26 protein-coding genes are annotated in these 22,877 nt (G+C 67.6%); all 26 read left to right on the forward strand.

The annotated features are described in order from the left end of the window. Positions 1 to 358: 358 nt before the first annotated feature. The 26 genes from AIIKEEIJ_RS08615 to AIIKEEIJ_RS08740 all read left to right on the forward strand — a co-directional run bounded on the left by AIIKEEIJ_RS08615 (position 359) and on the right by AIIKEEIJ_RS08740 (position 22,863). Positions 359 to 835: a hypothetical protein gene (locus AIIKEEIJ_RS08615; RefSeq protein WP_161995440.1), complete on the forward strand. Its 477-nt coding sequence runs from the start codon at positions 359 to 361 to the stop codon at positions 833 to 835. Further along, a complete protein-coding gene (locus AIIKEEIJ_RS08620) occupies positions 822 to 1,913 on the forward strand; it encodes a terminase (RefSeq protein WP_338020924.1) in 1,092 nt (363 codons plus the stop codon). The genes AIIKEEIJ_RS08615 and AIIKEEIJ_RS08620 overlap by 14 nt, the downstream gene beginning before the upstream one ends. Further along, a complete protein-coding gene (locus tag AIIKEEIJ_RS08625; protein ID WP_161995441.1) occupies positions 1,882 to 2,490 on the forward strand; it encodes a terminase TerL endonuclease subunit in 609 nt (202 codons plus the stop codon). The genes AIIKEEIJ_RS08620 and AIIKEEIJ_RS08625 overlap by 32 nt, the downstream gene beginning before the upstream one ends. Before the next feature lie 16 nt (positions 2,491 to 2,506). Further along, positions 2,507 to 3,847, forward strand: a complete 1,341-nt coding sequence (locus tag AIIKEEIJ_RS08630; RefSeq protein WP_161995442.1) for a phage portal protein — start codon at positions 2,507 to 2,509, stop codon at positions 3,845 to 3,847. A gap of 127 nt (positions 3,848 to 3,974) precedes the next feature. Beyond that, entirely contained in the window at positions 3,975 to 4,871 is an 897-nt protein-coding gene (locus AIIKEEIJ_RS08635) for a VG15 protein (RefSeq protein WP_238406263.1), read from the forward strand. Between the two features lie 70 nt (positions 4,872 to 4,941). Further along, complete coding sequence (locus AIIKEEIJ_RS08640; RefSeq protein WP_161995444.1) at positions 4,942 to 5,505, forward strand: hypothetical protein; 564 nt, start codon at positions 4,942 to 4,944, stop codon at positions 5,503 to 5,505. A gap of 9 nt (positions 5,506 to 5,514) precedes the next feature. After that, a complete protein-coding gene (locus AIIKEEIJ_RS08645) occupies positions 5,515 to 5,877 on the forward strand; it encodes a capsid cement protein (protein WP_161995445.1) in 363 nt (120 codons plus the stop codon). A 52-nt stretch (positions 5,878 to 5,929) separates the two neighbouring features. Then, complete coding sequence (locus AIIKEEIJ_RS08650; protein WP_161995446.1) at positions 5,930 to 6,832, forward strand: phage major capsid protein; 903 nt, start codon at positions 5,930 to 5,932, stop codon at positions 6,830 to 6,832. An 11-nt stretch (positions 6,833 to 6,843) separates the two neighbouring features. Next, positions 6,844 to 7,083: a hypothetical protein gene (locus AIIKEEIJ_RS08655; protein WP_161995447.1), complete on the forward strand. Its 240-nt coding sequence runs from the start codon at positions 6,844 to 6,846 to the stop codon at positions 7,081 to 7,083. Then, a complete protein-coding gene (locus tag AIIKEEIJ_RS08660; protein ID WP_161995448.1) occupies positions 7,046 to 7,453 on the forward strand; it encodes a hypothetical protein in 408 nt (135 codons plus the stop codon). The genes AIIKEEIJ_RS08655 and AIIKEEIJ_RS08660 overlap by 38 nt, the downstream gene beginning before the upstream one ends. After that, positions 7,453 to 7,827 (forward strand): hypothetical protein, encoded by a 375-nt coding sequence (locus AIIKEEIJ_RS08665; protein ID WP_161995449.1) that lies wholly within the window; start codon positions 7,453 to 7,455, stop codon positions 7,825 to 7,827. Before AIIKEEIJ_RS08660 ends, AIIKEEIJ_RS08665 begins: the two co-directional genes overlap by 1 nt. 7 nt (positions 7,828 to 7,834) lie before the next feature. Further along, entirely contained in the window at positions 7,835 to 8,020 is a 186-nt protein-coding gene (locus tag AIIKEEIJ_RS08670; RefSeq protein ID WP_161995450.1) for a hypothetical protein, read from the forward strand. 4 nt (positions 8,021 to 8,024) lie between these two features. Next, positions 8,025 to 8,333 carry a hypothetical protein gene (locus AIIKEEIJ_RS08675; RefSeq protein WP_054372424.1) on the forward strand — a complete coding sequence of 103 codons (309 nt, stop codon included), beginning with the start codon at positions 8,025 to 8,027 and terminating at the stop codon, positions 8,331 to 8,333. Between the two features lie 3 nt (positions 8,334 to 8,336). After that, a complete protein-coding gene (locus AIIKEEIJ_RS08680; RefSeq protein WP_161995451.1) occupies positions 8,337 to 8,777 on the forward strand; it encodes a hypothetical protein in 441 nt (146 codons plus the stop codon). 112 nt (positions 8,778 to 8,889) lie between these two features. Continuing rightward, positions 8,890 to 9,456 carry a phage tail tube protein gene (locus AIIKEEIJ_RS08685; protein ID WP_161995452.1) on the forward strand — a complete coding sequence of 189 codons (567 nt, stop codon included), beginning with the start codon at positions 8,890 to 8,892 and terminating at the stop codon, positions 9,454 to 9,456. A 15-nt stretch (positions 9,457 to 9,471) separates the two neighbouring features. Continuing rightward, positions 9,472 to 9,954, forward strand: coding sequence for a hypothetical protein (locus tag AIIKEEIJ_RS08690; RefSeq protein WP_161995453.1), 483 nt, complete (start codon positions 9,472 to 9,474; stop codon positions 9,952 to 9,954). A 56-nt stretch (positions 9,955 to 10,010) separates the two neighbouring features. Next, positions 10,011 to 10,292: a hypothetical protein gene (locus AIIKEEIJ_RS08695; protein WP_161995412.1), complete on the forward strand. Its 282-nt coding sequence runs from the start codon at positions 10,011 to 10,013 to the stop codon at positions 10,290 to 10,292. 28 nt (positions 10,293 to 10,320) lie between these two features. Next, positions 10,321 to 15,477 (forward strand): phage tail tape measure protein, encoded by a 5,157-nt coding sequence (locus tag AIIKEEIJ_RS08700; RefSeq protein WP_338020925.1) that lies wholly within the window; start codon positions 10,321 to 10,323, stop codon positions 15,475 to 15,477. Further along, complete coding sequence (locus AIIKEEIJ_RS08705) at positions 15,474 to 16,382, forward strand: phage tail protein (protein WP_161995454.1); 909 nt, start codon at positions 15,474 to 15,476, stop codon at positions 16,380 to 16,382. The genes AIIKEEIJ_RS08700 and AIIKEEIJ_RS08705 overlap by 4 nt, the downstream gene beginning before the upstream one ends. Then, positions 16,382 to 17,974, forward strand: a complete 1,593-nt coding sequence (locus AIIKEEIJ_RS08710; protein WP_238406264.1) for a Gp37-like protein — start codon at positions 16,382 to 16,384, stop codon at positions 17,972 to 17,974. Before AIIKEEIJ_RS08705 ends, AIIKEEIJ_RS08710 begins: the two co-directional genes overlap by 1 nt. A 120-nt stretch (positions 17,975 to 18,094) precedes the next feature. Further along, positions 18,095 to 19,183 carry a hypothetical protein gene (locus AIIKEEIJ_RS08715; RefSeq protein ID WP_161995455.1) on the forward strand — a complete coding sequence of 363 codons (1,089 nt, stop codon included), beginning with the start codon at positions 18,095 to 18,097 and terminating at the stop codon, positions 19,181 to 19,183. A gap of 15 nt (positions 19,184 to 19,198) precedes the next feature. Beyond that, positions 19,199 to 20,254 carry a hypothetical protein gene (locus tag AIIKEEIJ_RS08720; protein ID WP_161995456.1) on the forward strand — a complete coding sequence of 352 codons (1,056 nt, stop codon included), beginning with the start codon at positions 19,199 to 19,201 and terminating at the stop codon, positions 20,252 to 20,254. Continuing rightward, the gene (locus AIIKEEIJ_RS08725; RefSeq protein ID WP_161995457.1) at positions 20,251 to 21,660 is read left to right on the forward strand and encodes a C39 family peptidase; all 1,410 of its coding nucleotides are present in this window, start codon (positions 20,251 to 20,253) and stop codon (positions 21,658 to 21,660) included. The genes AIIKEEIJ_RS08720 and AIIKEEIJ_RS08725 overlap by 4 nt, the downstream gene beginning before the upstream one ends. Next, complete coding sequence (locus AIIKEEIJ_RS08730) at positions 21,660 to 22,052, forward strand: hypothetical protein (protein WP_161995458.1); 393 nt, start codon at positions 21,660 to 21,662, stop codon at positions 22,050 to 22,052. The genes AIIKEEIJ_RS08725 and AIIKEEIJ_RS08730 overlap by 1 nt, the downstream gene beginning before the upstream one ends. Then, positions 22,052 to 22,441: a hypothetical protein gene (locus AIIKEEIJ_RS08735; RefSeq protein ID WP_161995459.1), complete on the forward strand. Its 390-nt coding sequence runs from the start codon at positions 22,052 to 22,054 to the stop codon at positions 22,439 to 22,441. The genes AIIKEEIJ_RS08730 and AIIKEEIJ_RS08735 overlap by 1 nt, the downstream gene beginning before the upstream one ends. Continuing rightward, on the forward strand, positions 22,438 to 22,863 hold the full coding sequence (locus AIIKEEIJ_RS08740; RefSeq protein ID WP_161995460.1) for a hypothetical protein: 426 nt from the start codon (positions 22,438 to 22,440) through the stop codon (positions 22,861 to 22,863). Before AIIKEEIJ_RS08735 ends, AIIKEEIJ_RS08740 begins: the two co-directional genes overlap by 4 nt. The last annotated feature ends 14 nt before the right edge of the window (positions 22,864 to 22,877 follow it).

The following is a 22,877-nucleotide window of genomic DNA, read 5'->3' on the forward strand; positions in this document are numbered from 1 at the left end:
ATACGGACAGACACACCGCAACAGGCGCGAGGCATGGCGCCCCGCAGTCGAAGCCGGCACCGTCCAATGCTGGCGCTGCAACCGGCCCATCCTGCCCGAGCAACGGTGGGACCTCGGACACGACGACCACGACCGCACCCGCTACCGCGGCCCCGAGCACATCGCCTGCAACCGAGCCACCGCCGGCCGCAGACCCACCCCCACCCCAGGGGGTGACCCCCAAAGGACCCTCCCTCCCCGACCGCGGGGGAGGTGAGAAATCCGCGCGGAGGGTTCAGACATTCCGGAAGCCCCCGCCGCCGGCGCGATGCCGACGGCACGTCCGACGTGGCGCGATGCCACCGAAGGAGTGATCGACATGGCACGTGGAGGTGCACGAAACCGGTCCGGCCCCCAGGCCGATCCGAAGTCCGGCCGCTCGGACCGACGCGGCCTGCAATTCACGACGCTGCCCAGCGAGGGCTATTCCGGCAAGGGACCCGATTGGCCGTTCCCGAAGGGCTCGACCCGGGAACGCGCGGTGTGGCGGAAGGCCTGGACCTACCCACAGGCAGCGCAGTGGGCGATCGAGCCGCACCGGTGGGAGACCATCGCGATGTGGGTCCGGTGGAAGGTCCGCGCCGAGGCGCCGGACGCGCCGGCCGCCGACGCGGCCGTGATGCACCGCCTGGCTGATCAGATCGGTCTGACACCCGCGGGGCTGAAGGAGAACGGCTGGGTGATCGCTACCGACGAGGTCGCCGCGGCGAAGGCCGAGAAGCCCAAGGCCCAGGACGTCGAGCAGACCGCCGCTCCGCAGCGGCGCCTGCGGGCGGTGCCTGGTGGAGCTAACTGACGGGTTCCTCGTCGACTTCCCGACGCTCGGGGACATCGGAGAAGCGTGGGTCCGGCGGCACTGCCGAGTCCCGGACGGCTACCGCCGCGGCTCGGACTTCGTGTGGTCGGACTGGCAGTTCTGGTGCGGCGCGAAGTACTACGAGATCCGGCCGGGCGTCGAGTGGGGGACAGGCGAGGACGGAAAACCGGAACCGCTGTTCAACCAGGCATTCGTCTACCGCCGCGCCCAGGTCGTGGCGCCACAGAAGACCGGCAAGGGACCGTGGGCGGCGTCGATGGCGTGCCTCGAGGCGGTCGGGCCCTCGCAGTTCCTCGGCTGGGCCGAGAAGGGCGACGGGTACGCCTGCTCCGACTGGGGCTGTGGATGCGGCTGGGAGTACGAGTACCTGCCAGGCGAGCCGATGGGGATGCGTCATCCCTCGCCGGTCATCCAGCTGACCGCCAACAACGAGGACCAGGTCGGCAACGTGTACCGGCCGCTTACCGCGATGATCCGTCTCGGTCCGCTGTCGGATCTGATGTCGCCGCGCGAGGGGTTCATCCGTATCGCCGGTGAGGTCGGCGGAGATGACTTCGACCGGATCGACGCGGTCACCTCGAGTGCGCGCGGTCGACTGGGTAACCCGGTGTCCTGGGTGCTGCACGACGAGACCGGCATGTACACGGTGGCCAACAAGATGGTCGGTGTCGCGGAGACACAGCGCCGCGGCGCCGCCGGCATGGGTGGCCGGACGATGGAGACCACGAACGCATGGGATCCGTCGGAGAACTCGACCGCGCAGCGCACGTACGAGTCGCAGGCCCCGGACATCTTCAAGTTCTATCGGATCCCTCCGAAGGGGCTGTCCTGGGGCAACAAGCGGGACCGCAGGAAGATCCTCAAGTACGTCTACGCGGGCTCACCGTGGGTGAACCTCGACTCGATCGAGGCCGAGGCCATGGAGCTCAACGAGCGCGACCCCGCACAGGCCGAACGGTTCTTCGGTAATCGGCTGGTCTACGGCCAGGGTTCGTGGCTGCGGGATGGGCTCTGGGAGGAACGGTATGACGACGCAGCTGTGGCTGCCCAATCCTGAACCCGGAACCCAGATCTCGTTCGGTTTCGACGGATCCGAGAACAACGACTTCACAGCGATCCGGTGCGAGACGCGTGACGGGTTCCTGTTCACACCCAGGTACGGGCCGGATCAGCGGCCGACAATCTGGGACCCATCGCAGTGGGGCGGGCAGATCCCGCGTGGTGAGGTCGACGCGGCCGTGGACGAGATCCACGACCGGTGGCGCGTGGAGCGTCAGTACTGCGACCCGCAGGACTGGTACAGCGAGATCGGAGACTGGGCGTTACGGCACGGGGAGGAGCACGTGTTCGAGTGGGCGACAAACCGCGTCCGGCAGATGTACGACGCGATCCGCCGTTTCGAAACTGACCTGGCGACCGGCCGGATCCGTCACGACGGCTGCCCGATCACCGCGGTCCACATCGCCAACGCACGCAAGGTTGCCAAGCCTGGGCAGAAGTACATCCTCGGCAAGCCGGCCGACCACCAGAAGATCGACGCTGCGATGGCGTCGATCCTCGCCCACGAAGCAGCCGCCGACGCCCGCGAGGCCGGATGGGCGGATCCCGTCAGTAGTCGAATGATCGTGATGTGAAGGGGTGATGTAGCAGATGCCCGGAGCTGTCGAACTCATCCCTGTCCTCGAGAAGGGCCTGGCAGCCGATGTCGGCAACCTGACGAAGTGGGACAACTACCTCGAGGGCGAGCAGCCCTTGAAGTACATGTCTGACGCGATGCGCGAGGAGCTCGGCGACACTGTCGCCGAACTGGTTCTGAACTGGGCCAGGCTCGTCGCCGACGCATACGAGTCCCGCCTGGACATCGAAGGCTTCCGCTATGCGGACTCCGATGTCGAGGACGAGGTCCTCTGGGCTGGTTGGCAGTACAACGACATGGACGAGCAGTCTCAACAGGGCCACCTCGATTCCATCGCACTGTCACGGTCCTACGTCTTGATCAGCGCCAACCAGGAGAAGGATCAGCCGCCGCGGAACACGGTCGAGTCGCCGTTCCAGGTGTGGGCACGCCGTGACCCGGGGACCCGCAAGGTGTCGAGCGCGATCAAGAAGTGGAAGGACGAGGACGACGTCGACCACGTCCTGGTGTTCACGCCAACCGAGACGACCGAGTTCGTGAAGAAGGAAGGCGAATGGAAGGCCGGGGAGTTCCAGGATAAGCACAACTTCGGGATCGTGCCCGTGGTGCCGCTGGTGAACCGGCCCCGGATCCTGCGGCCGGACGGCATGACCGAGTTCCGAGATGTCATTCCGCTCGCAGACGCGGCCAACAAGATGGCCACCGACATGATGGTGTCGGGGGAGTTCCACGCGATGCCGCGTCGTTGGGCGTTCGGGCTGAAGCAGTCCGACTTCGTTGACCGGAACGGCAACCCGCTGTCGACGTGGTCGAAGGTCAAGTCGCGGCTGTGGGCCAACGAGAACCCGAACATCAAGGTCGGCCAGTTCGACGAGGCGGACCTGACGGTCTTCCACAACACGATCAAGCTGCTCGCCCAGCTGACTTCGCAGATCGCTGCCCTGCCGCCGCACTACATGGGTTTCGTCGGGGACAACCCGACGTCGGCTGATGCGATCCGATCCTCGGAGACTCAGCTGGTCAAGAGAGTCGAGCGCAAGCACACCTTCCTCGGCGGGGCCTGGGAAGAGGTGCAGCGCATCAACCTGATGTACCTGCGCAAGAGCCCGAAGCTCGAACCGCGGGACTACCAGATCGAAACGGTCTGGCGGGATCCGTCGACGCCGACGGTGGCGCAGAAGGCAGATGCGGCTGTGAAGAAGTACGAGTCGGGCATCGTCCCGCTCGAGCAGACCCGCATCGATCTCGGCTACTCGGCTACGCAACGGAAGCAGATGCGCGAGATGGACGATGAAGCGTCGGCGGCCGGCGCGATAGCCCGGTTCGCACGGACGGCGCCGGGCGATGATTCCTGACGCCTCCGTCGAGTACTACCGCGATCAGCAGTCGATCACGATGGAAGCCCTGGCGATCGCTGTGGACCTGTGGGGGAACCGCCCTCCGCAGGACTTCGACGCATGGTTCGACCGGAACATCGACGCCATGCTCGAGCTGCTCGTCGCCGCCCAGCAGCGAGCAGTCGGATCGGCCGACGCCTATGTCACCGATGTGCTCGACGAACTCGGAACACCGGTGGCGGCCGAAGCCTCGGTCGAGACCGCCGGGCTGGTCGGGGTCGCGTCGGATGGGCGTGGACTGGACTCGCTGATGTACGGCGCGGTCATCACCGCCAAGGGACGAGTCGGCGCCGGACTCGGTGTCGCACAAGCCTGGGAAGCTGGTCTGTCTGCGCTGGTGACACGCATGCAGACGCAGATTGCCGATGCTGCCCGGGTCGCCACCGGATTGGCAATCACGACCCGGCCCGGGGTGGGATACACGCGGATGCTGAACCCGCCGTCCTGCTCGCGCTGCGCGGTACTGGCAGGTCGGTTCTACCGATCCAACCGGGCCTTCCAGCGACACCCGGGTTGCGACTGCCGACACATCCCGACCCGGGAGGACAGGGCCGATGACGTCACTACTGATCCGAAGGCCTACTTCGACAGCCTCACCCCCGAGGAGCAGGACAAGCAGTTCACCAAGGCGGGCGCCGAAGCGATCCGCGACGGAGCCGACATCACCCAGGTCGTGAACTCGCGTCGAGGCATGTCGACGCAAGAACTGAACGCCGCCGGCTGGATCCCCCGAGGCAGGCTGTCCCGCACCGACGTATACGGCCGGCCTCTACCGACCACTACGGAAGGCGTGACCCGGCGCGGCGAGGCCTACCGGGCCATGAGTCAGGCCGGGTACGCGCGCCGACAGACGGACGTTCGCAACGGGCGACGCTACTTCCAGGCCCGCGCCCCTCGGCTGATGCCGGAGGCCATCTACGAGATCGCCGAAGACCGCGCCGACGCGCTCCGGCTTCTCAAGCTGTACGGCTACCTCGCGTAGCCGCACCCAACGACTCCCGACCGGCGCGATGCCGGGCCGGGCTACCCCCGCGATGGAGGACAACCCAACCATGACTGCACGTACCGAAGGCACTGGCGCAGCCCCCGAAGGCGGAGCTGATCCGGGTAGCGCGACGCCACCCACTCCGCCCCAGCCGACAGCCGACCCCAAGCCGGACGCACCGCTCGGTGAACCCGGCCTGCGTGCGCTGCAAGCCGAGCGCGACGCTCGAGCCGAAGCGGACCGCAGAGTCGCAGACCTACAGCGGCAACTCGACGAGATCAACGCCGAGAAGCTGACGGACCTCGAGAAGGCCCAGCAGGCAGCGGCGGCCGCACAGCAGAACCTGCAGGCGGCCACCACCGACAAGGAGAACACAGCGGCCGAGAACCTTCGGCTGCGGTTCGCCCTGCAGAACGGAGTGCCCGCAGCGTGGGTCGATCGGCTGCACGGCAACACCGTCGACGAACTTGCCGCCGACTGGGCAACCATCCAGCCCACGCTGGCACCGGTCGTCGACCCGAACGCACCTCGTGTTCCCGCACCGCTTCCTCACGCCGGACCGCAGGGCGGCCCGCCCCCGTCGGAGGAAGACCTCCTGTACGAGCAGATCTACGGATCCACCAGAAAGTGAGGCCCTGACATGGCCGAATACGTTCCCATCAGGAAGCCCGGGGCAGCCCTCGTCTCGCAGGCATCCGCAACCATCACCGGCGGCCAGCTCGTCGCCGTATCGGGCAACGGCACCGTCGCCCCGACCTCCGGTGCCACCGCCGCGTGGCTCGGCGTCGCCGCGTTCGACGCCACCTCCGGTGACAGGGTCACCATCCACTCGGTGGGAGAACACGAACTCGCCGCATCCGGCGCGATCGCCGCCGGCGCCAACGTGATCCCGGCAGCCTCTGGCGCGGTCGCAGCGATCGGCGCCGGCACCGACTACTCGCAGGTGGTCGGCGTCGCCGTCTCGGCAGCGTCGGGCGGCAAGGTCCGCGTCGTTCTCCGCTGAGTCCACACCATCCCTGGAGTCGTGAGGCTCCGGACCACGAAGGAGGGGCCACATGGCCATCACCTACCCCCCGGCACCGCCCACCTACTCCGGGGACTTCGAGACCGTCAACCGTTTCCTGGCGTCGCCGACACTGGTCTCGCGGCGTGCCACCGAACTCGCCCGCCAGCGCTTCATCTCGGATGTGCTGCTCACTGCACGTACCGACGTGCAGGGCGGCGCCATCGTTTTCGAGCAGGACGACCCGCTCTACGTCGAGCGTCCGGTCGAGATGATCTCCCCGGGTGGCGAATACCCGCAGACCGGCTTGGCCGACGCTGTCCCGCAGGCCGTGAAGGTCAACAAGTGGGGCCAGGACGTGCCGATCACCGACGAGAAGATCAAGCGGTCGAACTTCGGTGCGGTCGAGAAGGCACTCACCCGCCTGGTCAACACCGCGGTGAAGAACTGCGACGCGATCGCCCTGTCGCTGATCGCCTCCCAGGTCACCCAGACCCAGGCCGTCACCGACGGCGCCTGGTCGGCCTCGACGAAGATCCTGCGCGACATCATGCTCGCCAAGGCCCAGATCATCGGTCTGAACAAGGGGTACGACCCCAACGTGCTCGTCGTCGACGACACCACCTGGGCGTACCTGGCGTCGGATCCGACCATCCAGACTGCCCGGGCGCGCGAGGACTCCGCCAACACTGTCTACACCGGTGAGTTCCCGATGATCGCTGGTCTGACGATCCTGCCGACACCGAACCTGCCGGCGGTCGGCGCCTGGGTCATCGACACCAACGCGCTCGGTGGCATCGCCGACGAGAAGCTCGGCGGCGGATACACCGGCGAGACGATCGAGACGAAGTCCATCCGCGACGAGGACAACGACCAGTGGAAGGTCCGTGCCCGCCGCGTGTTCGTTCCGTACGTCAGCGAACCCGGCGCCGCGGTCAAGATCACCGGCATCTGAGAGGAAGAATCATGAGCCACATCGTGACGGCCCCTCTCGTGGGCGTGAATGGCGTCGACGGCAAGGTCAAGTACCTCTACCGCGGGACACCCGTGCCGTCGGACGTCTCCAAGGACGACATCGAGCGTCTCGTCGCAGACGGACTGATCGAATCGGCCGGCGCCGACGATCCCGCTCCGAAGTCGACCACCCGTAAGACGGCAGGGAGCAAGAGTGACAGCACCGCTGCAGAGTCTGGTCGAGAGAACTGACGTCGAGGTCCGGCTGGGGGAGACCCTGGCCGGACCCGAGATCGGGCAGGTCGAATCACTGATCGAGCTGGCATCCGAGAATCTGCGGTCACCGAAAATGCGGGCCGTCGTCGGTGACGTCGACGCGCGTCTCACCGACGGGACTCTCCGTCCCGGTCTGGTCCGCGGCATCCTCGTCACAGTGATATGCCGGGCATTCGACGCCCTGCGTGTCGGATTGCGGGTCCGGTCAGCCCAATACCCGGAGATCCAGACCACGTACGCGGACTCGGACGCCGAGCTCGTGTACTTCACCGATACCGAGCTCGGGCAGCTCGCGCCGGAATCGGACGAGAGCACCGGTGGCGCGTTCACGATCAGGATCGCGTGATGCAAGCCCTGCCCGAGAAGTGGGTGCTGTTGGTCGACGGCGAGCCGGTCCAGGACCCATCGACCGGGAACTGGTTCCCGGGCCCGCGCACGGAGATCGAGTGGACCGGTCTGCTGCAACAGCGGCAGCTGTCGGCCGCGTCGGTCGACGCCGGCAACACCGAGTTCCTGGACGGGCACGTCGTCTCGTCGTACGTGCTGCTGCTCGACCCCGGCATCCCCGCCACCCCGGACCGTCGGGACCAGTTCCGCGGCCCGGACGGCCTGATCTACGAGGTCGAGGGCAAACCCCGCCCCCGCAGGCCGGCCCACGGATCCCGCCGGTTGGCCTACATCGCCGCCAACGTGCGGTGCGTTTCCGACATGAAGGAGTGAGCCAGTCATGGCCAAGACCACCAAGACCCAGGACGTCGTCACCTACACCGACGCGGACGGCAACCAGCACTGGGCGGCCGAGGACTCCAAGGCGTACCAGGACCATCTGCGGGAGCAGGACTCGAAGAAGAAGTCCTCGAGCTCCTCGTCCACGTCCTCGTCGTCGACCACGGTCACGACACCGAAGGGCTGACGAGGTGGCCGCCCGGATCATCGTGTACGGCGCCCGGGCGCGGGGCGAAGCGCGCGCGTTGTCGCTAGACGATCGCACCGACATCGCCCACGAGGCCGCCAACGACGCCCGATCGGCCGCCCCGGTCTACACCGGCGCATACCGCGACGGCATCGGCGTCGAGGTCCAAGGAGACCGCGTGTTCCTGGTCGACAACGACCCGGACGCGATCTTCAAGGAGTACGGCACGGTCGACACCCCGGCGCATGCCTCGCTCACCGATGCGGCTCGCCAGTACGGCCGGTACAGCGGCTGGCAACCGAGAGGGGGGTAAGCAGTGCCGATTCCGTTCGCACCTGGCGCGGTCCGCGCCTTCCTGGTCGACCAGCCGAAGATCCTCGATCTGGTTCCCGCGGACCGCATCACCACCCGCGAGCTGCCGGACGAGATCACCGGACCGTGCATCACGCTGCGTGGGCCCGGCAACGTCGGCGCAGACCCGATGTTGCGCCGGCCGATGGTGCAGGTCGACGTGTGGACCCCGAAGATCGAGATCCTCGGCGGCACCACCGACCCGGAGGAAGTGTCGTGGAACGTCGCGGCCCTGGCCGGGGAACTGCTGGGCCGGGCCCGCACCGTGCGGTTCCGGGACAGTGCCTGGTCCGGCCGGTGGGTCGACGGCCCGATCACGATGGTCGACAACACCCGCGGGAACAACTTCCCGCTATTCCGCGCGGCCTGCCGTGTGGAGCTGAAGATGCGGACGCTGTCCGCCTGACGCCGCAGGCGTCTCCCATCTGTCCCGCCCCGGGTGTCCTTGTGCCGGACGCGCCCGGGGCGGGACTCCCTTACTGCTCACGATCCGTGAGCCGATCTCAGGAGGTAACCCCGTGAGCACTTACGCGGATCCGAACAAGGCCTACGTCTGGCTGGACGGCGACATCTTCCGCGCCCCCGCCGGCACCGCACTGCCCACCGACCCGTTCGCCGCAACCGTCACCAGCGGCACGTCCCCGGCCGTGACCTGGGACGCGTTCGGTGGTGTCGAGGCCGGGTTCGATGTGAACCCGACCCGCGACCTGAAGACCCTGCCGGTGTGGAACCGACGCACCGCTCCGTACAAGGTCGTCAAGGGCCCGCTCGAGGAGCGCATCAAGTTCCGCGCCGTCGACTTCTCCAAGGCGACCGTGCTGACGGCCCTGCAGGGCGGCAGCATCACCGAGATCGGCACGAGCTCGGGCATCTTCAAGTGGGAGCCGGGTGTGGACGAGGAGTTCGCCGCTCTGTTCCGCGTTGTCGACGAGACCGGCTCGGCCGGGTTCTACGTCGAGCGCGCCACCCTGACCACCCCGCCCCCGCGGGTGTTCGGCGGCGAGACCCTCGACGGCTTCGAATTCGAGCTGCTCGCCCTCACCGAGGTCGTCCCGGTTACCGACTTCAACCCGCTCGCACCCTGATAGGAGCACTACATCATGTCCGGCACCCAGAAGAAGACCGCTCCCCGCACGGCTCCGGCCTCGACACCGGAGCCTGCGGTGGAGCGGTTCGACATTCTCGACGTCCTCGCCCACGACGGCGGCGAACCGAAGCCGATCACCCTGTTCGGGGTCGAGGCCGACGTACGCCGCAAGTTCACCGGCGAGGAAGCAGCCAAGTTCCACGCCTACCTCGCCACCAGCCAGGTGGTCGCAGCACTCGACCTGATCACCGACGGCGCCGGCCAGGCCCTGTGGGATGCGGTCATGGCAGCGAAGCTGAACGCGAAGATCACCGCCGAACTGCTCAACAAGGTCATCTCCCTTTCGGAGCTGTCCGAGGGGGAATTGGTGCCGCTCTCGCCTCCCTCTGCCGCGAGGATGGCTGGCGCGGTGCTCTCACAAGCGTTGGGCGCTGGTTCCACCGAGACCTCCGAGAAGTCCTCCGAACCCTCCCGTGGAGAGACTGCGGACACCTGATCCTCGCTGCGCGCGAATACGAAGCGCAGTCCGCGCGGGACTCGGAGAACCTGGCGATGCTGCTCGACCGGGACGACTACTGGCTCAACTCCGAGTACGCGCAGTGGACCACCGACCCGGACGACCCCGAGGTGAAAGCAGCGCGTGAACAACGCAAGCGGTCCGGGATCAAACCACCACCGCAGCCATTGATCGCGCCAGTCGCATTGCGCCCGGACGGTATCGGCGAGATCCGCCGCAAGCAGTACTCCGACGCGCTCGCTGCGAACGCGCCGAAGAGCGGCGGCCTGAAACTCTCGTCGGCCGCCGATTTCAAACGGCTTCTGGGCGCCCGGTAGAGGGCGCCGGACACGAAGGAGGTGGCCGGTGGCCGGCGGACGCATCGACATTGAAGTCGCACCCGATCTACGGCAGTTTCCCGCGCAGCTCGAATCCGGGATGCGCGGGGCGATGGGTGTCGCCACAAAGATCGGCAGTGCGCTCGGGGTGGCTCTCGGCGTCGGAGCCGCCGCGAAGGCGGTCCTCGACATCGGCAACAGCTTCACCAACGAGCTAAACACTCTGCAGGCTGTGTCGGGTGCGACCGCGGACCAGCTGCAGAAGGTCCGGGACGCGGCGATGGGACTCGGCAACGACGCGTCGTTGGCGGACACCTCGGCGACGGACGCTGCGGCGGCGATGACCGAACTCGCCAAGGGTGGGTTCTCGGTCGAGCAGGCCATGGGCGCGGCCCGCGGAACCCTGGAGTTGGCGGCGGCGGCTCAAATCGATGCGGCGTCGGCGGCGACCATCCAGTCGCAGGCTCTGCAGGCGTTCGGTCTCAATGCCGACTACGCAGCCAAGGCTGCCGATGTCCTCGCCAACGGTGCGAATGCCTCGTCGGCGGAGATCGCCGATATTGCCTCCGGTCTGCAGCAGGCCGGCGCGGTGGCGAACCAGTTCGGTGTGTCCATCGAGGACACGGTTGCCGGGCTGGGTCTGCTCGCCAATGCGGGTATCGCTGGCTCGGATGCGGGAACACTGTTGAAGTCGGCGCTGTTGGCGCTGACCGACACGGGCAAGCCGGCGCAGGCCGCGATCCGTGATCTCGGTCTGACGGTGTACGACGCGCAGGGCAACTTCATCGGCATGAAGGCGCTGTTCGGGCAGCTCGAGCGGGCGTCGCAGAACATGACGCCGGAGATGTACCAGGCCGCCACGGCCACCCTGTTCGGCTCCGACGCGATGCGTCTGGCTGGTGTTGCTGCCGAGCAGGGCGTGGCGGGCTGGGATGCGATGCGTTCCGCGATCGATCGGCAGGGCTCGGCAGCCGAGGTCGCCGCAGCCAAGACCCAAGGGCTGCCGGGTGCCCTGTCAGCCGTGCAGAACTCGGCCGAGGGTCTGGCGCTCGAGGTGTACGACCTTGTCGACGGACCACTCGAGGGCCTCGCCACCAAGGGTGCGCAGATCATCAACGACGTCACCCCGGGCATCGTGACCGGACTGTCCGCCGCGGGGTCCGCGGTAGGTACTGCGGTCGACGCGTTCACCGATCTTCCCCCGGTGGTGCAGGCCGCCACGGTCGCGTTGGTGGCGCTACAGACCACCGGTCTCGGAGCCGCCCTCGGTGGGGCGGCCACCACCGCGGTGTCGGCGCTGCGCGCGTACGGGACGGCCGCGGTGGGTGTTGCGACCGCCACGAACCGCCTGGTGACCGTGTCCGGGATGGGCGCGGTGCAGATGGGCCGTTTCGGTTCTGCAGTTGGCCAGCTCGGTACCCATGTGCCGGTGGTGGCTCGCATGCAGGGCGCGTTCATGAACGCCGCTGCCGGTGCCACCACGTTCGGGCGCACCGCCGGCGCGGCTGCGGCCGCGTCGACCGGTCTGCGTTCCGCCGCCGGTGGCATGGTGTCGATGCTCGGTGGGCCGTGGGTGGTGGGTATCGCTGCTGCCGCTGCCGCTGTGTACACCCTGGTGCAGTCCCTCGGGGCGGTGAACGACTTCCAGGAGGCTGTGCAGAGTTCTGCGCGTGATCTGTCGGCAGCTCAGCGGGATGTCGGGAAGGCCTTCCAGGAATCTCAGGGCTCGATCAACGACACTGTGCTGTCCGCGCAGAAGGTCGCTGTCGACGAGTTCATGCAGGGCCTGTCCGAGGTCGCTGATGCCACCCCGTCCATGATGGACGAGATTTGGACGGCCATCCTCAACCCGCCCCGCAACGGCGCGAACGCCGCCGTGGACGAGGCGCAGCGGATCGGGGAGGCAGCCGGCCGGGCGGCGGAGTCCCTCAAGGAACTCAACATCACCAACGAGGAACTCACCGCCTCGATCGCCGGTTCGCCGGCCGAGTTCGCCGAACTCGAAGCCAGCCTGCGTAACACCGGAAACGGCGGCGAGGACGCCATCGCGAAGGTCCGGGAAATGCGCGAGGAGTTCCTCGAGCTGCAGCGCTCCGCGAAGACCCTGGAGCCGGGATTCCTGGATCTGGCGGATGCGACCCGGACGTTGGCGGATGCGTCGGCATCGGCCGACGACAAGGCTTCGGCACTGAAGCGCACCTTGGATGTCCTTGCGGGCGTTCCTGTGCCGTTGTCGGATGCGATCGCCGCATACAACGAGCGGGTCCGGGAGACCGCCGAGGAAACCACGGCTGCGTGGGATGCCACCGCCGGGTTTGGGGCGGCCCTGATCAACGCTGACGGGTCGGTCAACACTGCCAGCGCCAACGGCGGCAGACTGTACGACACCCTCAAGGACATCCGGGATGCGACCGCCGATGCGGCCGCGGCCGGTGCCGACATGGGGCCGATCTGGGCGCAGAACGAGCAGCAGTTCCAGCAGCTCGCGAAATCTGCTGGCCTCGGTGTTGACGAGATCCGTCGTGCTGCCGAGCAATTGGGGCTCGACCCGGAGATCATCCTGGCGCAGGTCAAGATCGAGGGAGCCGATCAGGCACTGCAGGAACTGAACAACGTCGCGCTCGCATTCCAGAGCTCGGACGACCTGTCGGTCGAGGTCCAGGTCGACGATGCGGCCGCGAAGGCGAACCTGCGGGAGCTCGGTTTCACGATCGAGCAGGTTCCGGGCACGAAGAACGTCCAGATCACCGCCCCGAACCAGCTGGCGCTGGCTGCGCTGCAGGAGGTCATCAACAAGACCATCGAGGCTGGGGCACAGTCGGCGACCCCGACGATCGATGCCGACACCACCGGTTTCGTGCTGAAGAACGAGGACGTTCTCGCGAAGCTGCGCGAGATCGACACCTCGCAGGTCGACCCGGCCGTCGGCGCGGTGATCGACGACTTCCTCGCCGGCCGCGACGTCACCCTCGCCGAGCTCGCGAAGATCGACACGAGCAAGGCATCCCCTGAGGTGCGCATGCTCATCGAGGAGGCGATGCGACAGGCGCAGGTCGTCTCCGCCGCGATCGACGAGGCAGCCCGGAACCGCACCGCGACGATCCGAGTTGTCGACCAGTGGTCCCCCGGGGCCCGGGAGGCGTACTTCGGTGACCGGACCATCCAGGGTCCGTTCCTACCGCGCAACGCCAATGGGGCCAGGCTGCCGGGGTTCCTCGGTGGTGGCCGGATGCCGACGACCGGTCCGGGCACCGAGACGACCGACGGCATCTTCGCTGTCGACCCGAATGGTGTGCCGATCGCGAAGGTCGACGGCGGCGAGTGGGTCGTCAACAGCGAGATGTCCGACAAGTACGACCGCGAGCTGGCGATGATGAACGCCGGCACGTTCCCGAAGCTCCCGGGCTTCGAGACCGGCGGCCGTATCGCCGTCGATCGAACCGTGTCGTTCCTGCGTGGCGAGTCGGGCAAGGAGTACCAGTACGGCGGGGTCGGCTCCCCGTCGTGGGACTGCTCCGGGTTCGTCTCTGCCGCCTACGCTTTGCTAAAGGGTCTCGATCCGTACAGCCGGTGGTTCACCACCGAGTCGAACTTCGCAGCCCTCGGATTCCGGTCCGGGCTGGGTCCCGCCTCGGCGCTGAACATCGGCGTGCACAACGGCGGTGGCGGCCAGTACTCGCACATGGCCGGCACCCTCGACGGCACCCCGTTCGAGTCCGGCAGCAACGGTGTCCGCTGGGGTGCCGGGGCAGCCGGGGCGGACGATCCGCAGTTCGAGAACCACTACCACCTGCCGGCCGAAGCATTCATACCCCCGGGCGACGGCTCCTCGAGCGGGGGTGGTTACTACTCGGGTCGGCCGAGCAGCCGCTCGAACCGGAATCGGGCGACGTGGGACGAGCAGGACGACCTCAAGCTGGACTCGGCGCGGATCTCGGTGCAGCAGGCCATCGAGGACCGCGACAAGGCCCTCAACGATCCGAAGAAGTCGCAGGCCGACAAGGACCAGGCCGAGAACAAGGTCGCCCAGGCCGAGGCCAAGGTCCGCGAACTCGAGGAGAAGAAGCGGGCCGCCGAGTCCGGTGCCTCGATCTCTCCGGAAGCCCCGGAGCTGACGAGCACCTACACCGACGAGGAGCTGCGGCTGCGGGACCTCGAGCGGGCCGTCGACGATGCGCGGTGGGACCGCAACGATGTGTACGCCGACCCGGAGGCGACACAGCGGGACCGCGACGAGGCCGACGACCAGCTACGTCGGGCCATCAACGCGCTGACCGCGGAACAGCAGAAGCAGCGTGTCGCGTTGGCGCCGGAAGCCCCAGCGCTGCAGGGGCGCATGACCGACGACCAGCTGCGGCTCGCCGACCTCGAGGACGCGGTCGAGCAGGCCAAGCTGGACCGCAACGCGGTGTATGCCGATCCGGCATCCACTGATCGGGATCGCGCGCAGGCGGACCGGGACCTGCAGAAGGCGCTCAACGCGCTGGACGAGGGCCGCAAGCCGAAGTCGGGCTCCGGATCCGGGTCGGGGGTCAAGTCCCTCGGCGCGGTCGGGCTGGAGCTGGCCGAGACCCTGGCCGGCGGTGTCCTCGAGACCTTCGGGCTCGAGGACTCCCCGATCGGGTTCCTGCCGAAGGTGCTGTTCGGTACCGGGGACATCGGTGGTCCGCTGCTACAGGGCATCGGCACGACCGGAATCCCGGCGATGATCGCCGCCCAGCAGCCGCCGACGATGGTCGCCCCGACCTTCTCCGACGAGGAGATCGCCAAGCAGGGCCCGGTCACCCCGGGCACGCCGGGCTGGCTCGAGGAGCTCGCCAAGACCCTTCGGGTGCCGGCGGTGCTGCGCGACTCCGGTGGTCCGCTGCCGCACGGCATGGCTGCGCTCAACCTCTCCGGTGAGCAGGAGTGGGTGCAGACGGCGGAGGACAAGCGGCGTTACGACCGCGAGATGCGGGAGTTGGCGGCGCTTCGGGCCGGGGCCGGTACGGCCAGCACTGCTCTACTCGAGCAGATGGGGCAGCGGCAGGAGTCGCTGACGAAGGCGATCGGGGCCCTCGCCTCCCGGCGCGGTCACACGATCAACGCCTACGGCATGGACCCCGACAAGGTCGGTAAGCGGATAGAGGGTGTCCTGCGGCGGGATGCGCTGGCACAGATGAGCATTGGAGGTCTGTTCGGGTGAACGTTCTCGAGCTCGACGACACGAAGCTCATCTACATCGGGCCGCCGAACCGGGACGGCACCCCGGGCAGGTGCTTCCACCTGTCCGGGGTGAACTCCGGGATGGAAGGTGTCCTTCTGTCCGACCATCCCGACGGGTTCGAGTTCGGGCAGCAGCGGATCGTCAAGTCGAAGGGCGCCAAGCAACCCGGCGCGAAGTTCCTGCGCGCACTCCGCGAGGAGCGGGAGTTCGACTTCACGGTCCACATCTTCGGCCGCACCGCCCGCGAGGCACAGATGCGGCGCACTGCCTGGTTCCGGTCCTGGTCGACGAGCACGCCCGGGCACCTGTGCTTCTTCTCGCAGAACCTCGGATGGCACTTCATCCGGGTACAGCGCAGCGACGATCCGCCCCGGCCGACGCTCGGCGTGGACCTGGCCGACTCGCTGCAGTACGGGTTCACCGAGTCGTACGAGATGCACGTCGTGTCGATGGACTCGGACTACTCGTCGTTCGACGAGGAGATCACCTGGATCAACACGCTCGGGCTGAACGAGGGCAAGTTGCGCTCGCGCAACACCGGGGAGTACGAGCTGTGGCCGCGGTACACGATGAACGGCCCCGGCCGGTGGTGGATCGAGGACCCCCTCGACACCGAGGACGAGATCCGCCTGCTGTCGACTCCGATGCTGGCGGCGAACGAGGAACTGCGGATCGACACCAACCCGCAGCGCCGGACCGCGCGGGTGTACTCGCCGGCTACCGGCATCGACGGCCGCAACGTGTGGGGCCAACTCGGGGGCCGCCGCTGGATCAAACCGGTCCCGGCCGGTGAGAGCAAGGAGATCGTCGTGCGGATCGAAGGGGGCACCTTGGCGTCGAGCCTCATCATGCAGGGCACCCCGAAGTTCGAGGGGCCGTACTGATGACCGCGGTGTGGGATGCGCGGGCCGCGGCCCGCCGCATGGATCAGGCCAACCTCGACGACGAGGCCACCTACCGGGCGCCGGATGCGTACGTGCGGCTCTGGGACAAGTACATGGTCGAGGAAGGCGTCGTCGGCGATTACCTGTCGCTGGCGCACGCCAAACGCAAGAACATCGTCGGCCCGCTGACGATGACCCTGCCGCATGACACCCAGTTCCGGGACCTGTTCTTCAACAACCCGGACGGCGAAGACGCGATGATCCCGATCACCTCGGACACCCCGGGCGATCGGTGGAACGGGAAGGTCGAGCGGGTCACGCTGCTGCGCGACGCGGACGGCACCGAAACCATCGAGGTGTCGGCGCTGTGCGACCTGCAGCATGTGGCGACGACGTGCCTGTGGGCGTCGCCTGGAGCGCCGTTGTGGGCGCAGTTCCCTCGGCACTCGATCAAGATCGGGCCAGCGAGATCGATCTGCACCAGCTGGCTCGCCGAGAACACCGCGCGCCTCCAGATCCCCCGAGGTTCGGCGAACTGGCCGGTGGCGATCGTCCCGACCGACGTGCTGCGCGATACGTCGAAGTGGGCCGGCGGCAGTGCACGCTTCGACATGGCGCTGCCGTTCCTCGAACCGTTCCTCAAGGACGCCGGCCTGGTGATCCGCGCCGAGATGTTCCTGCCCGACGAGGACGAGCAACCGGCCCCGGAGTGGTTCTGGCTGGACCAGCCGACCATCGTCATCCGCATCGACGACGAGTCGAACACCACCGGTCCGACCGGAACCATGCTCGACGGTCTGCTCGGCTGGTTCGAGGACTTCCTCGACGACGGCACCACCCCGGTGCGGTACCCGAACTTCGGCGCCGAGACGGACTACGAGGAGGCGTACGCAACCGGTCCTCTCGGCACGAAGACGAAGTTCCCGCACGTGTGGTATTTCCAGTCCGAGTACGACGGGCTCGGTGACCTGGAGATCGCCGTGCACAAGCCGCCGGCGACGGACATTCTCGTCGGCGGCCGGTCACCGTCGTATATCAACGCCGCGATCGAGATCTCGATCAAGAACATGCTCTCGTGGTTGGGCCTGCTCATCGGTGTGCCCGGTCTCGACAGCCTCTACCGCGGGCAGCTCGACGACGTGTTCCTCGCGTTCGACGTCGGTGTCGACCGCGGCCGGGTGCAACGCGCCGGGCCGTACGCGTGGCGTGAGATGTTCATGACCGGCTCGGAGAAGGCGTTCACCATCGACGGGCAGATGGCGAAGCTGCAGGGCCTGCACGACACCCGCGGCTACACCAGCCACAAGGTCACGGTGCGCGACTTCGCGCCGTACATCTACGGCAAGGACTTCCGGGTCGGGCAGCAAATCGGGTTCGCGCTCGAGCAGCTGCTGTTCACCGACTACGTCACCGAGGCCCTGTACCAGGACGACCGGCAGAACGCGTCGGGCTGGACACTCACAGTCGGCGACGGGTCGAAGGAACTGCACCCGGTGGTGCGCGGCTGGAACCGCATGAAGCAGATGACGCAGATCATCTCGGTCCTGTCGAAGGACGTCGGCATGGAGGCCGACTTCTTCGGTCTTTTCTAGGAGGCAAGTCATGAAGCACATCGACCGGATGCTGGATTGGTTCGGGGCGCTGCTCGGCGTTCCGATTCCTGAACTGTTCGAAGAGATCCGAGAGGATATCGCTACCCGGATGAGGTTCGAGTGAGCGACGTTATCTTCCCGGCGAAGGTCACGATCACACGCGAGGTCGACGTGTACGGCCTGCCGGTCACCCGGGCTTACGTCGAGGTGGACGACGAGACCAAGACGATCCCGCTGCCTGCCGGCAAGCCCGGCGAGCCCGGGCCGCGGGGACGGCCGCGGGCGCCGTGGGTCAAGGCGGGGGAGGTGGCCACCGAGGCTGGTCTGCCGACCGGGCTCGGCGCCGACGACCGCGGCAAGTGGTGGCACGTGCTGGCCACCAACGACATGTGGACCTGGACCGGGGCGCAGTGGCGGCAGTCGGTGGACGCGGTCGGACCGCAGGGCCCGGTCGCGCCGTCGGCCATCGTGAACGTGATCGAGACGATCTCGAATCCGAAGCTGCGCATAGCGGGAGCCGACCTCAAAGGAGTGGGGGCGGAAAGAGACCTCCGCATCACTGTTCCCGCTGGACCGAGGGGAGACACCGGGCCCGTCGGGCCGTCCGGTTCGGTGCGAACCTCGGACGACTACGACAACACCGTCGGTCTGGTCAACGGATCGCTGTTCGCCTGGAACCGCATCACTCGCAAGCTCCGAGCCATGCCACCCCCGGGTCCGATCGGACTGTGGGCGAAAGGCCCGGCCGACTTTCCTGCGACGACGTCGCTCGGAAACTTCGACACGATCGACCTCGTCACCATCGACATCCCGGCCCTGCCGTTCGCCTGGCGGCCCCGCGTGAACGGGCTCATCGCCACCTACGCCGACGATGCCAACCGAACCGGCTATCCACACGTATGGGCACGGCTCAACGACCCCTCCGGTCAACCGGTCGCCATGGGCCTGAACCCGTTTCGCACACTCCGGCACGAGGTCACCCTGTGCCCGTACTACTCCGAGCAAGGCGGCACCGCGACAGCGAACAACTACGGCGAGGCCGCCCGACTCTCGGCATCGTCGACGGTCGGCGTCGTCAAGCCCTACGAACCGGCGAAGATCTACATCCGCATCGAGCGCGACAAGGGTGATGCCACCGCCGGATCGAACATCCAGTTCGTCAAAACCATGCCGTACGTCCAGGTACAGGCGCTGCCGCTCAGGCTCTGACAGGAAGGCACACACATGGCAGAGGTAACGGTCGGCGAGTATCTCGCCTCCGTCCGCATGATCGGTGTCGACGACGGCGTCGGCCTGGAGAATGTCGTCAACAGCTTCCAGGTCACACCCACCGAGGGACTGTACGAGATCAAGGCTGGCGGTCCCGGACCCCAGGGACCGCCTGGGCCGGACGCCTGGCCGTGGGAGTGGCGCGGTGACGTCACCGACATGGCCGCACTCGACGCTATTCGCCCGACCCTCGGCACCGGCAACCGTGGATGGGCGTACCGGGTGATGTCGACAAACTCGGTCATGTACTGGGACGGCGAGACGTTCTACCCATTCCTCGAGGCGTTCGGAGCGATGGGTCCGCGGGGATTCCCGAACGAGCTGAACATCGGCACGGTCACCACTCTCGCCGAAGGAGAAGACGCCTACGCGAACATCACCGGCGACCCTCCGAACCAGGTGCTCCACCTCGGCATCCCCCGAGGAGGCCCAGGCGAAGTCGGTCCGCCGGGACAGCCCGGTCCGGTGATGAACTCCGCGGACGTCGACAACTCGATCCCGCTGGCCCACAATTACGTGCTGGCCTACAAGGAGAGCACCGGGAAGTTGACCCCGACGCCGTGGCCTGGCACTGCTGGCCCGTGGGGTCTGGGTGAGGCGAACTTCTCGACCGGGTCGAACGTGTCCGCGGCGAGCACCACCATCGCGACGCTCACCATTCCTGGCCAGCCGGCCGCCTGGCGGCCCCGCGTCGAGGGCGGACTGTCGATGCAGTCGCACGTCTCGAGCATTGGGGCCGGCCGAGCTGACTGCGAAGTCCGCGTCGGATCCAGCACCGGGCAGATTGTGGCGATCGCACCCGGCTTTCCGACAGCGAACTGGTTCCGGGCCCAGTTCTATCCGTACTTCGGGGCCACGATGTCGCCGACCTCGACGACCGGCGTCATCCCCGCGAACACCACGGTGACGTTGTTCTTCGTCATCAATCGCAATCTCGGGTCGTCGAACTACTCGTGGACCAACTCCGCGGCCTCGGCGATCGTCTACGCAGAACCGGTGGTGATCCCATGACCGAGAAGGTCCTTCCGTACAACCGCAACATCGTGCCCCAGGAGACCGGGTACTGGTGCGGTCCGGCGTCGACGCAGGTGGTGCTCAACAGTCTCGGCATCCACGTGCCCGAACCGCAGCTGGCGCGTGAGATCGGCACCCACACCGGCGGCACCGACCACATCGGTCTGATCACCCCGATCCTGAACCGGTACACGAACGCCGGCTACTTCGCTGTGCACATGCCGCAGGACCCGCCCGCCCAGGCGCAGGTCGACCGGCTGTGGCGCGACATCGTCGCCTCGATCAACGGTGGCCGCGGCGTGGTCGTGAACTGGGTTGCGCCGCCGTCGAACTACCCCCGCGGGGTGAAGGGCTCGGTGTCGCCGCGCTACCACTCCGGCATCGTGTACCACTATGTCGCGGTCATGGGCTACGACGACGAGGCGATGGCGGTGTGGGTGGCCGACTCCGGGTTCCAGCCGCAGGGGTACTGGCTTTCGCTCGCGCAGCTCGCCACGCTGATCCCGCCGAAGGGCTACGCCGCTGCTCCCGGGCCTGCGACGGCGGCGCCGACACCGGTGCCGGCCGCGCCGGGACTCACGGCCGAGGTGCTCACCGAGGCGATGGGCGGTACCGTCCTGCTCGACCGCTACCGCCAACTGCTGCCGGCCTTCTCCGCGGCGATGATCCAGGCGGGGTGCACGACCGTCGAACGCGCCGCGATGTGGTGCGCGCAGCTCGGGCACGAGTCGGTCGGGCTCAAGTACATGACCGAGCTGTGGGGCCCGACGGACGATCAGAAGACCTACGACGGCCGGATGGGCAACGGCCCAGGTGAGGGACACCGGTACCGCGGCCGCGGACCGATCCAGGTCACCGGCCGCAACAACTACACCAACCTCAGCAGGTGGGCACACGAGAAGGGCTACGTGCCGTCCCCGACATTCTTCGTCGACAACCCCGACGCGCTCGCCTCCGATCAGTACGGGTTCCTCGGAGCGGTCTGGTACTGGACGACACAGCGCCCACTGAACGACCTGGCGGACGCCCGCGACATCGTCGGCGCCACGCGCGCGATCAACGGCGGCACGAACGGCCTGCCGGACCGGCAGCTGCGATATCAGCGCTGCCTGGCGCTGGGGTCCGCACTTCTACCAACTACAGGGGGTTTCCTCATGGCACTGTCCGAAGCCGAACAGCGGCAGATGTTCGACGCACTCTGCAAACCGCAACCGTCGCTGGTCGAACCGGAATTCCTCGGCGGCCAGCCGCCGGCCGAACTCGACGCGGCCACGTTCGCGCGCACCGCGGACTACCAGGCGTTCCATGCCGCCCGGCTGGCCGAGCGGGCCGTGGGTCTGGTCGAGAAGCTGACCGAGCGGGTCGCCCAGCTCGAGCAGCGTCTGGCGAACGGAGGCAAGTGATGCTGCAGAAGATCCACGAGTCCTGGCCGACGATCCGGCAGGTCATCTACTCCGTCGCTGCCGCGATCTTCGGCGGCCTGACTCTGCTCGGGGTGTTCACCGACGCCGATGTGACGACCTACCTCGGGCACACCGCCACTGTGCTCACCGGCATCGGCACCATGGTGTACATCCTGGCCGGGCTCTACACCCCGAACCCGAAGGGCGCGCAGCCCCCGACGATCGGTGACGGCACCGACACGCCGATCAATTACCAGACAGAGCCGGCACGGCCGGGAGCGGGTGACGTCCTCACGGAGACGCTCCGCGTCACGAGGGATCGGGCACAGCAGCTCGCCCCCAGCGTCGGGCAGCTACGCACCGACCTCGAACGTCGACTCCGGGGCAACTGATGCTCGGGGCCCGGCTCACCGCCGGCGCCGCCGGCATGATGTCGTGCACCCTCGGCGTGCTGTACCTCATGCCCGAACAACTCGTCCGCCGCCCCATGCAGCCCGGTCAAGTATCAGCCGTCGTGCTCATCGAGGGACTCGGTCCATGGTGGACGGTGCTGTTCGCGGCCACCGGGCTGATGCTGCTCACCGCGGCGACCCGCCGCCGCGGATTCGTCGTCGCACACAACGCCTCGGTATTCGCCTGGCTGTTCTACAGCTGTTGCGTGCTGTACTCGGCGCTGCTGACCGAACCGCCGGTTCCGGTGGTCACCGGCACCCTCGCCGGATTTGTTGCCCTTCTGCATGCGTGCATCGCGCGCGGCTGCGTCGAACGAGGATTGAGGTGAGCGTGGATCCCAGCCTGATCGCCGGCATAGCCGGTCTCATCACGGCCATCGGCGGCACGGTCACCGCCATCATCGGCACCCGATCCAAGGTCAAGCTCGACGACATCGCCCAGCTGCAACACAAGCTCGACGAGGCAGAGGAAGACCTCGAAACAGAGCGGGCGGAACGCGCCGCCGAACTCGCCCGCGCCCGCGCCGAGCACAACGCTCACATCGACGAGCTGCAGGCCCGCCACGACCGCGAGCTCAGCCGCCAGCAGGGCCGCATCGATGCGCTGCTCGAGCAGCTCACCGAACGCGACCGGCAACTCAACAAGCTCGACCGACTGGTGATCGCGATGCGCGCGTACATCGGCCGCCTCTCGCGTGCGGTCCTCGACTATGGCGGGGTCGTGCCCGAGCGACCGAGCGAACTGGACTGAGAAGGGAGATCTGC

The organism is Rhodococcus sp. YH1 (assembly GCF_009939605.1).
Classification (GTDB): Bacteria; Actinomycetota; Actinomycetes; order Mycobacteriales; family Mycobacteriaceae; genus Rhodococcus; species Rhodococcus aetherivorans.

Coding starts and splice junctions, on each gene's coding strand:
- AIIKEEIJ_RS08615 (WP_161995440.1), top strand. CDS start 359: ATGGCACGTGGAGGTGCACGAAACCGGTCCGGCCCCCAGGCCGATCCG.
- AIIKEEIJ_RS08625 (WP_161995441.1), top strand. CDS start 1,882: ATGACGACGCAGCTGTGGCTGCCCAATCCTGAACCCGGAACCCAGATC.
- AIIKEEIJ_RS08630 (WP_161995442.1), top strand. CDS start 2,507: ATGCCCGGAGCTGTCGAACTCATCCCTGTCCTCGAGAAGGGCCTGGCA.
- AIIKEEIJ_RS08635 (WP_238406263.1), top strand. CDS start 3,975: ATGCTCGAGCTGCTCGTCGCCGCCCAGCAGCGAGCAGTCGGATCGGCC.
- AIIKEEIJ_RS08640 (WP_161995444.1), top strand. CDS start 4,942: ATGACTGCACGTACCGAAGGCACTGGCGCAGCCCCCGAAGGCGGAGCT.
- AIIKEEIJ_RS08645 (WP_161995445.1), top strand. CDS start 5,515: ATGGCCGAATACGTTCCCATCAGGAAGCCCGGGGCAGCCCTCGTCTCG.
- AIIKEEIJ_RS08650 (WP_161995446.1), top strand. CDS start 5,930: ATGGCCATCACCTACCCCCCGGCACCGCCCACCTACTCCGGGGACTTC.
- AIIKEEIJ_RS08655 (WP_161995447.1), top strand. CDS start 6,844: ATGAGCCACATCGTGACGGCCCCTCTCGTGGGCGTGAATGGCGTCGAC.
- AIIKEEIJ_RS08665 (WP_161995449.1), top strand. CDS start 7,453: ATGCAAGCCCTGCCCGAGAAGTGGGTGCTGTTGGTCGACGGCGAGCCG.
- AIIKEEIJ_RS08670 (WP_161995450.1), top strand. CDS start 7,835: ATGGCCAAGACCACCAAGACCCAGGACGTCGTCACCTACACCGACGCG.
- AIIKEEIJ_RS08690 (WP_161995453.1), top strand. CDS start 9,472: ATGTCCGGCACCCAGAAGAAGACCGCTCCCCGCACGGCTCCGGCCTCG.
- AIIKEEIJ_RS08695 (WP_161995412.1), top strand. CDS start 10,011: ATGCTGCTCGACCGGGACGACTACTGGCTCAACTCCGAGTACGCGCAG.
- AIIKEEIJ_RS08710 (WP_238406264.1), top strand. CDS start 16,382: ATGACCGCGGTGTGGGATGCGCGGGCCGCGGCCCGCCGCATGGATCAG.
- AIIKEEIJ_RS08720 (WP_161995456.1), top strand. CDS start 19,199: ATGGCAGAGGTAACGGTCGGCGAGTATCTCGCCTCCGTCCGCATGATC.
- AIIKEEIJ_RS08725 (WP_161995457.1), top strand. CDS start 20,251: ATGACCGAGAAGGTCCTTCCGTACAACCGCAACATCGTGCCCCAGGAG.
- AIIKEEIJ_RS08730 (WP_161995458.1), top strand. CDS start 21,660: ATGCTGCAGAAGATCCACGAGTCCTGGCCGACGATCCGGCAGGTCATC.
- AIIKEEIJ_RS08735 (WP_161995459.1), top strand. CDS start 22,052: ATGCTCGGGGCCCGGCTCACCGCCGGCGCCGCCGGCATGATGTCGTGC.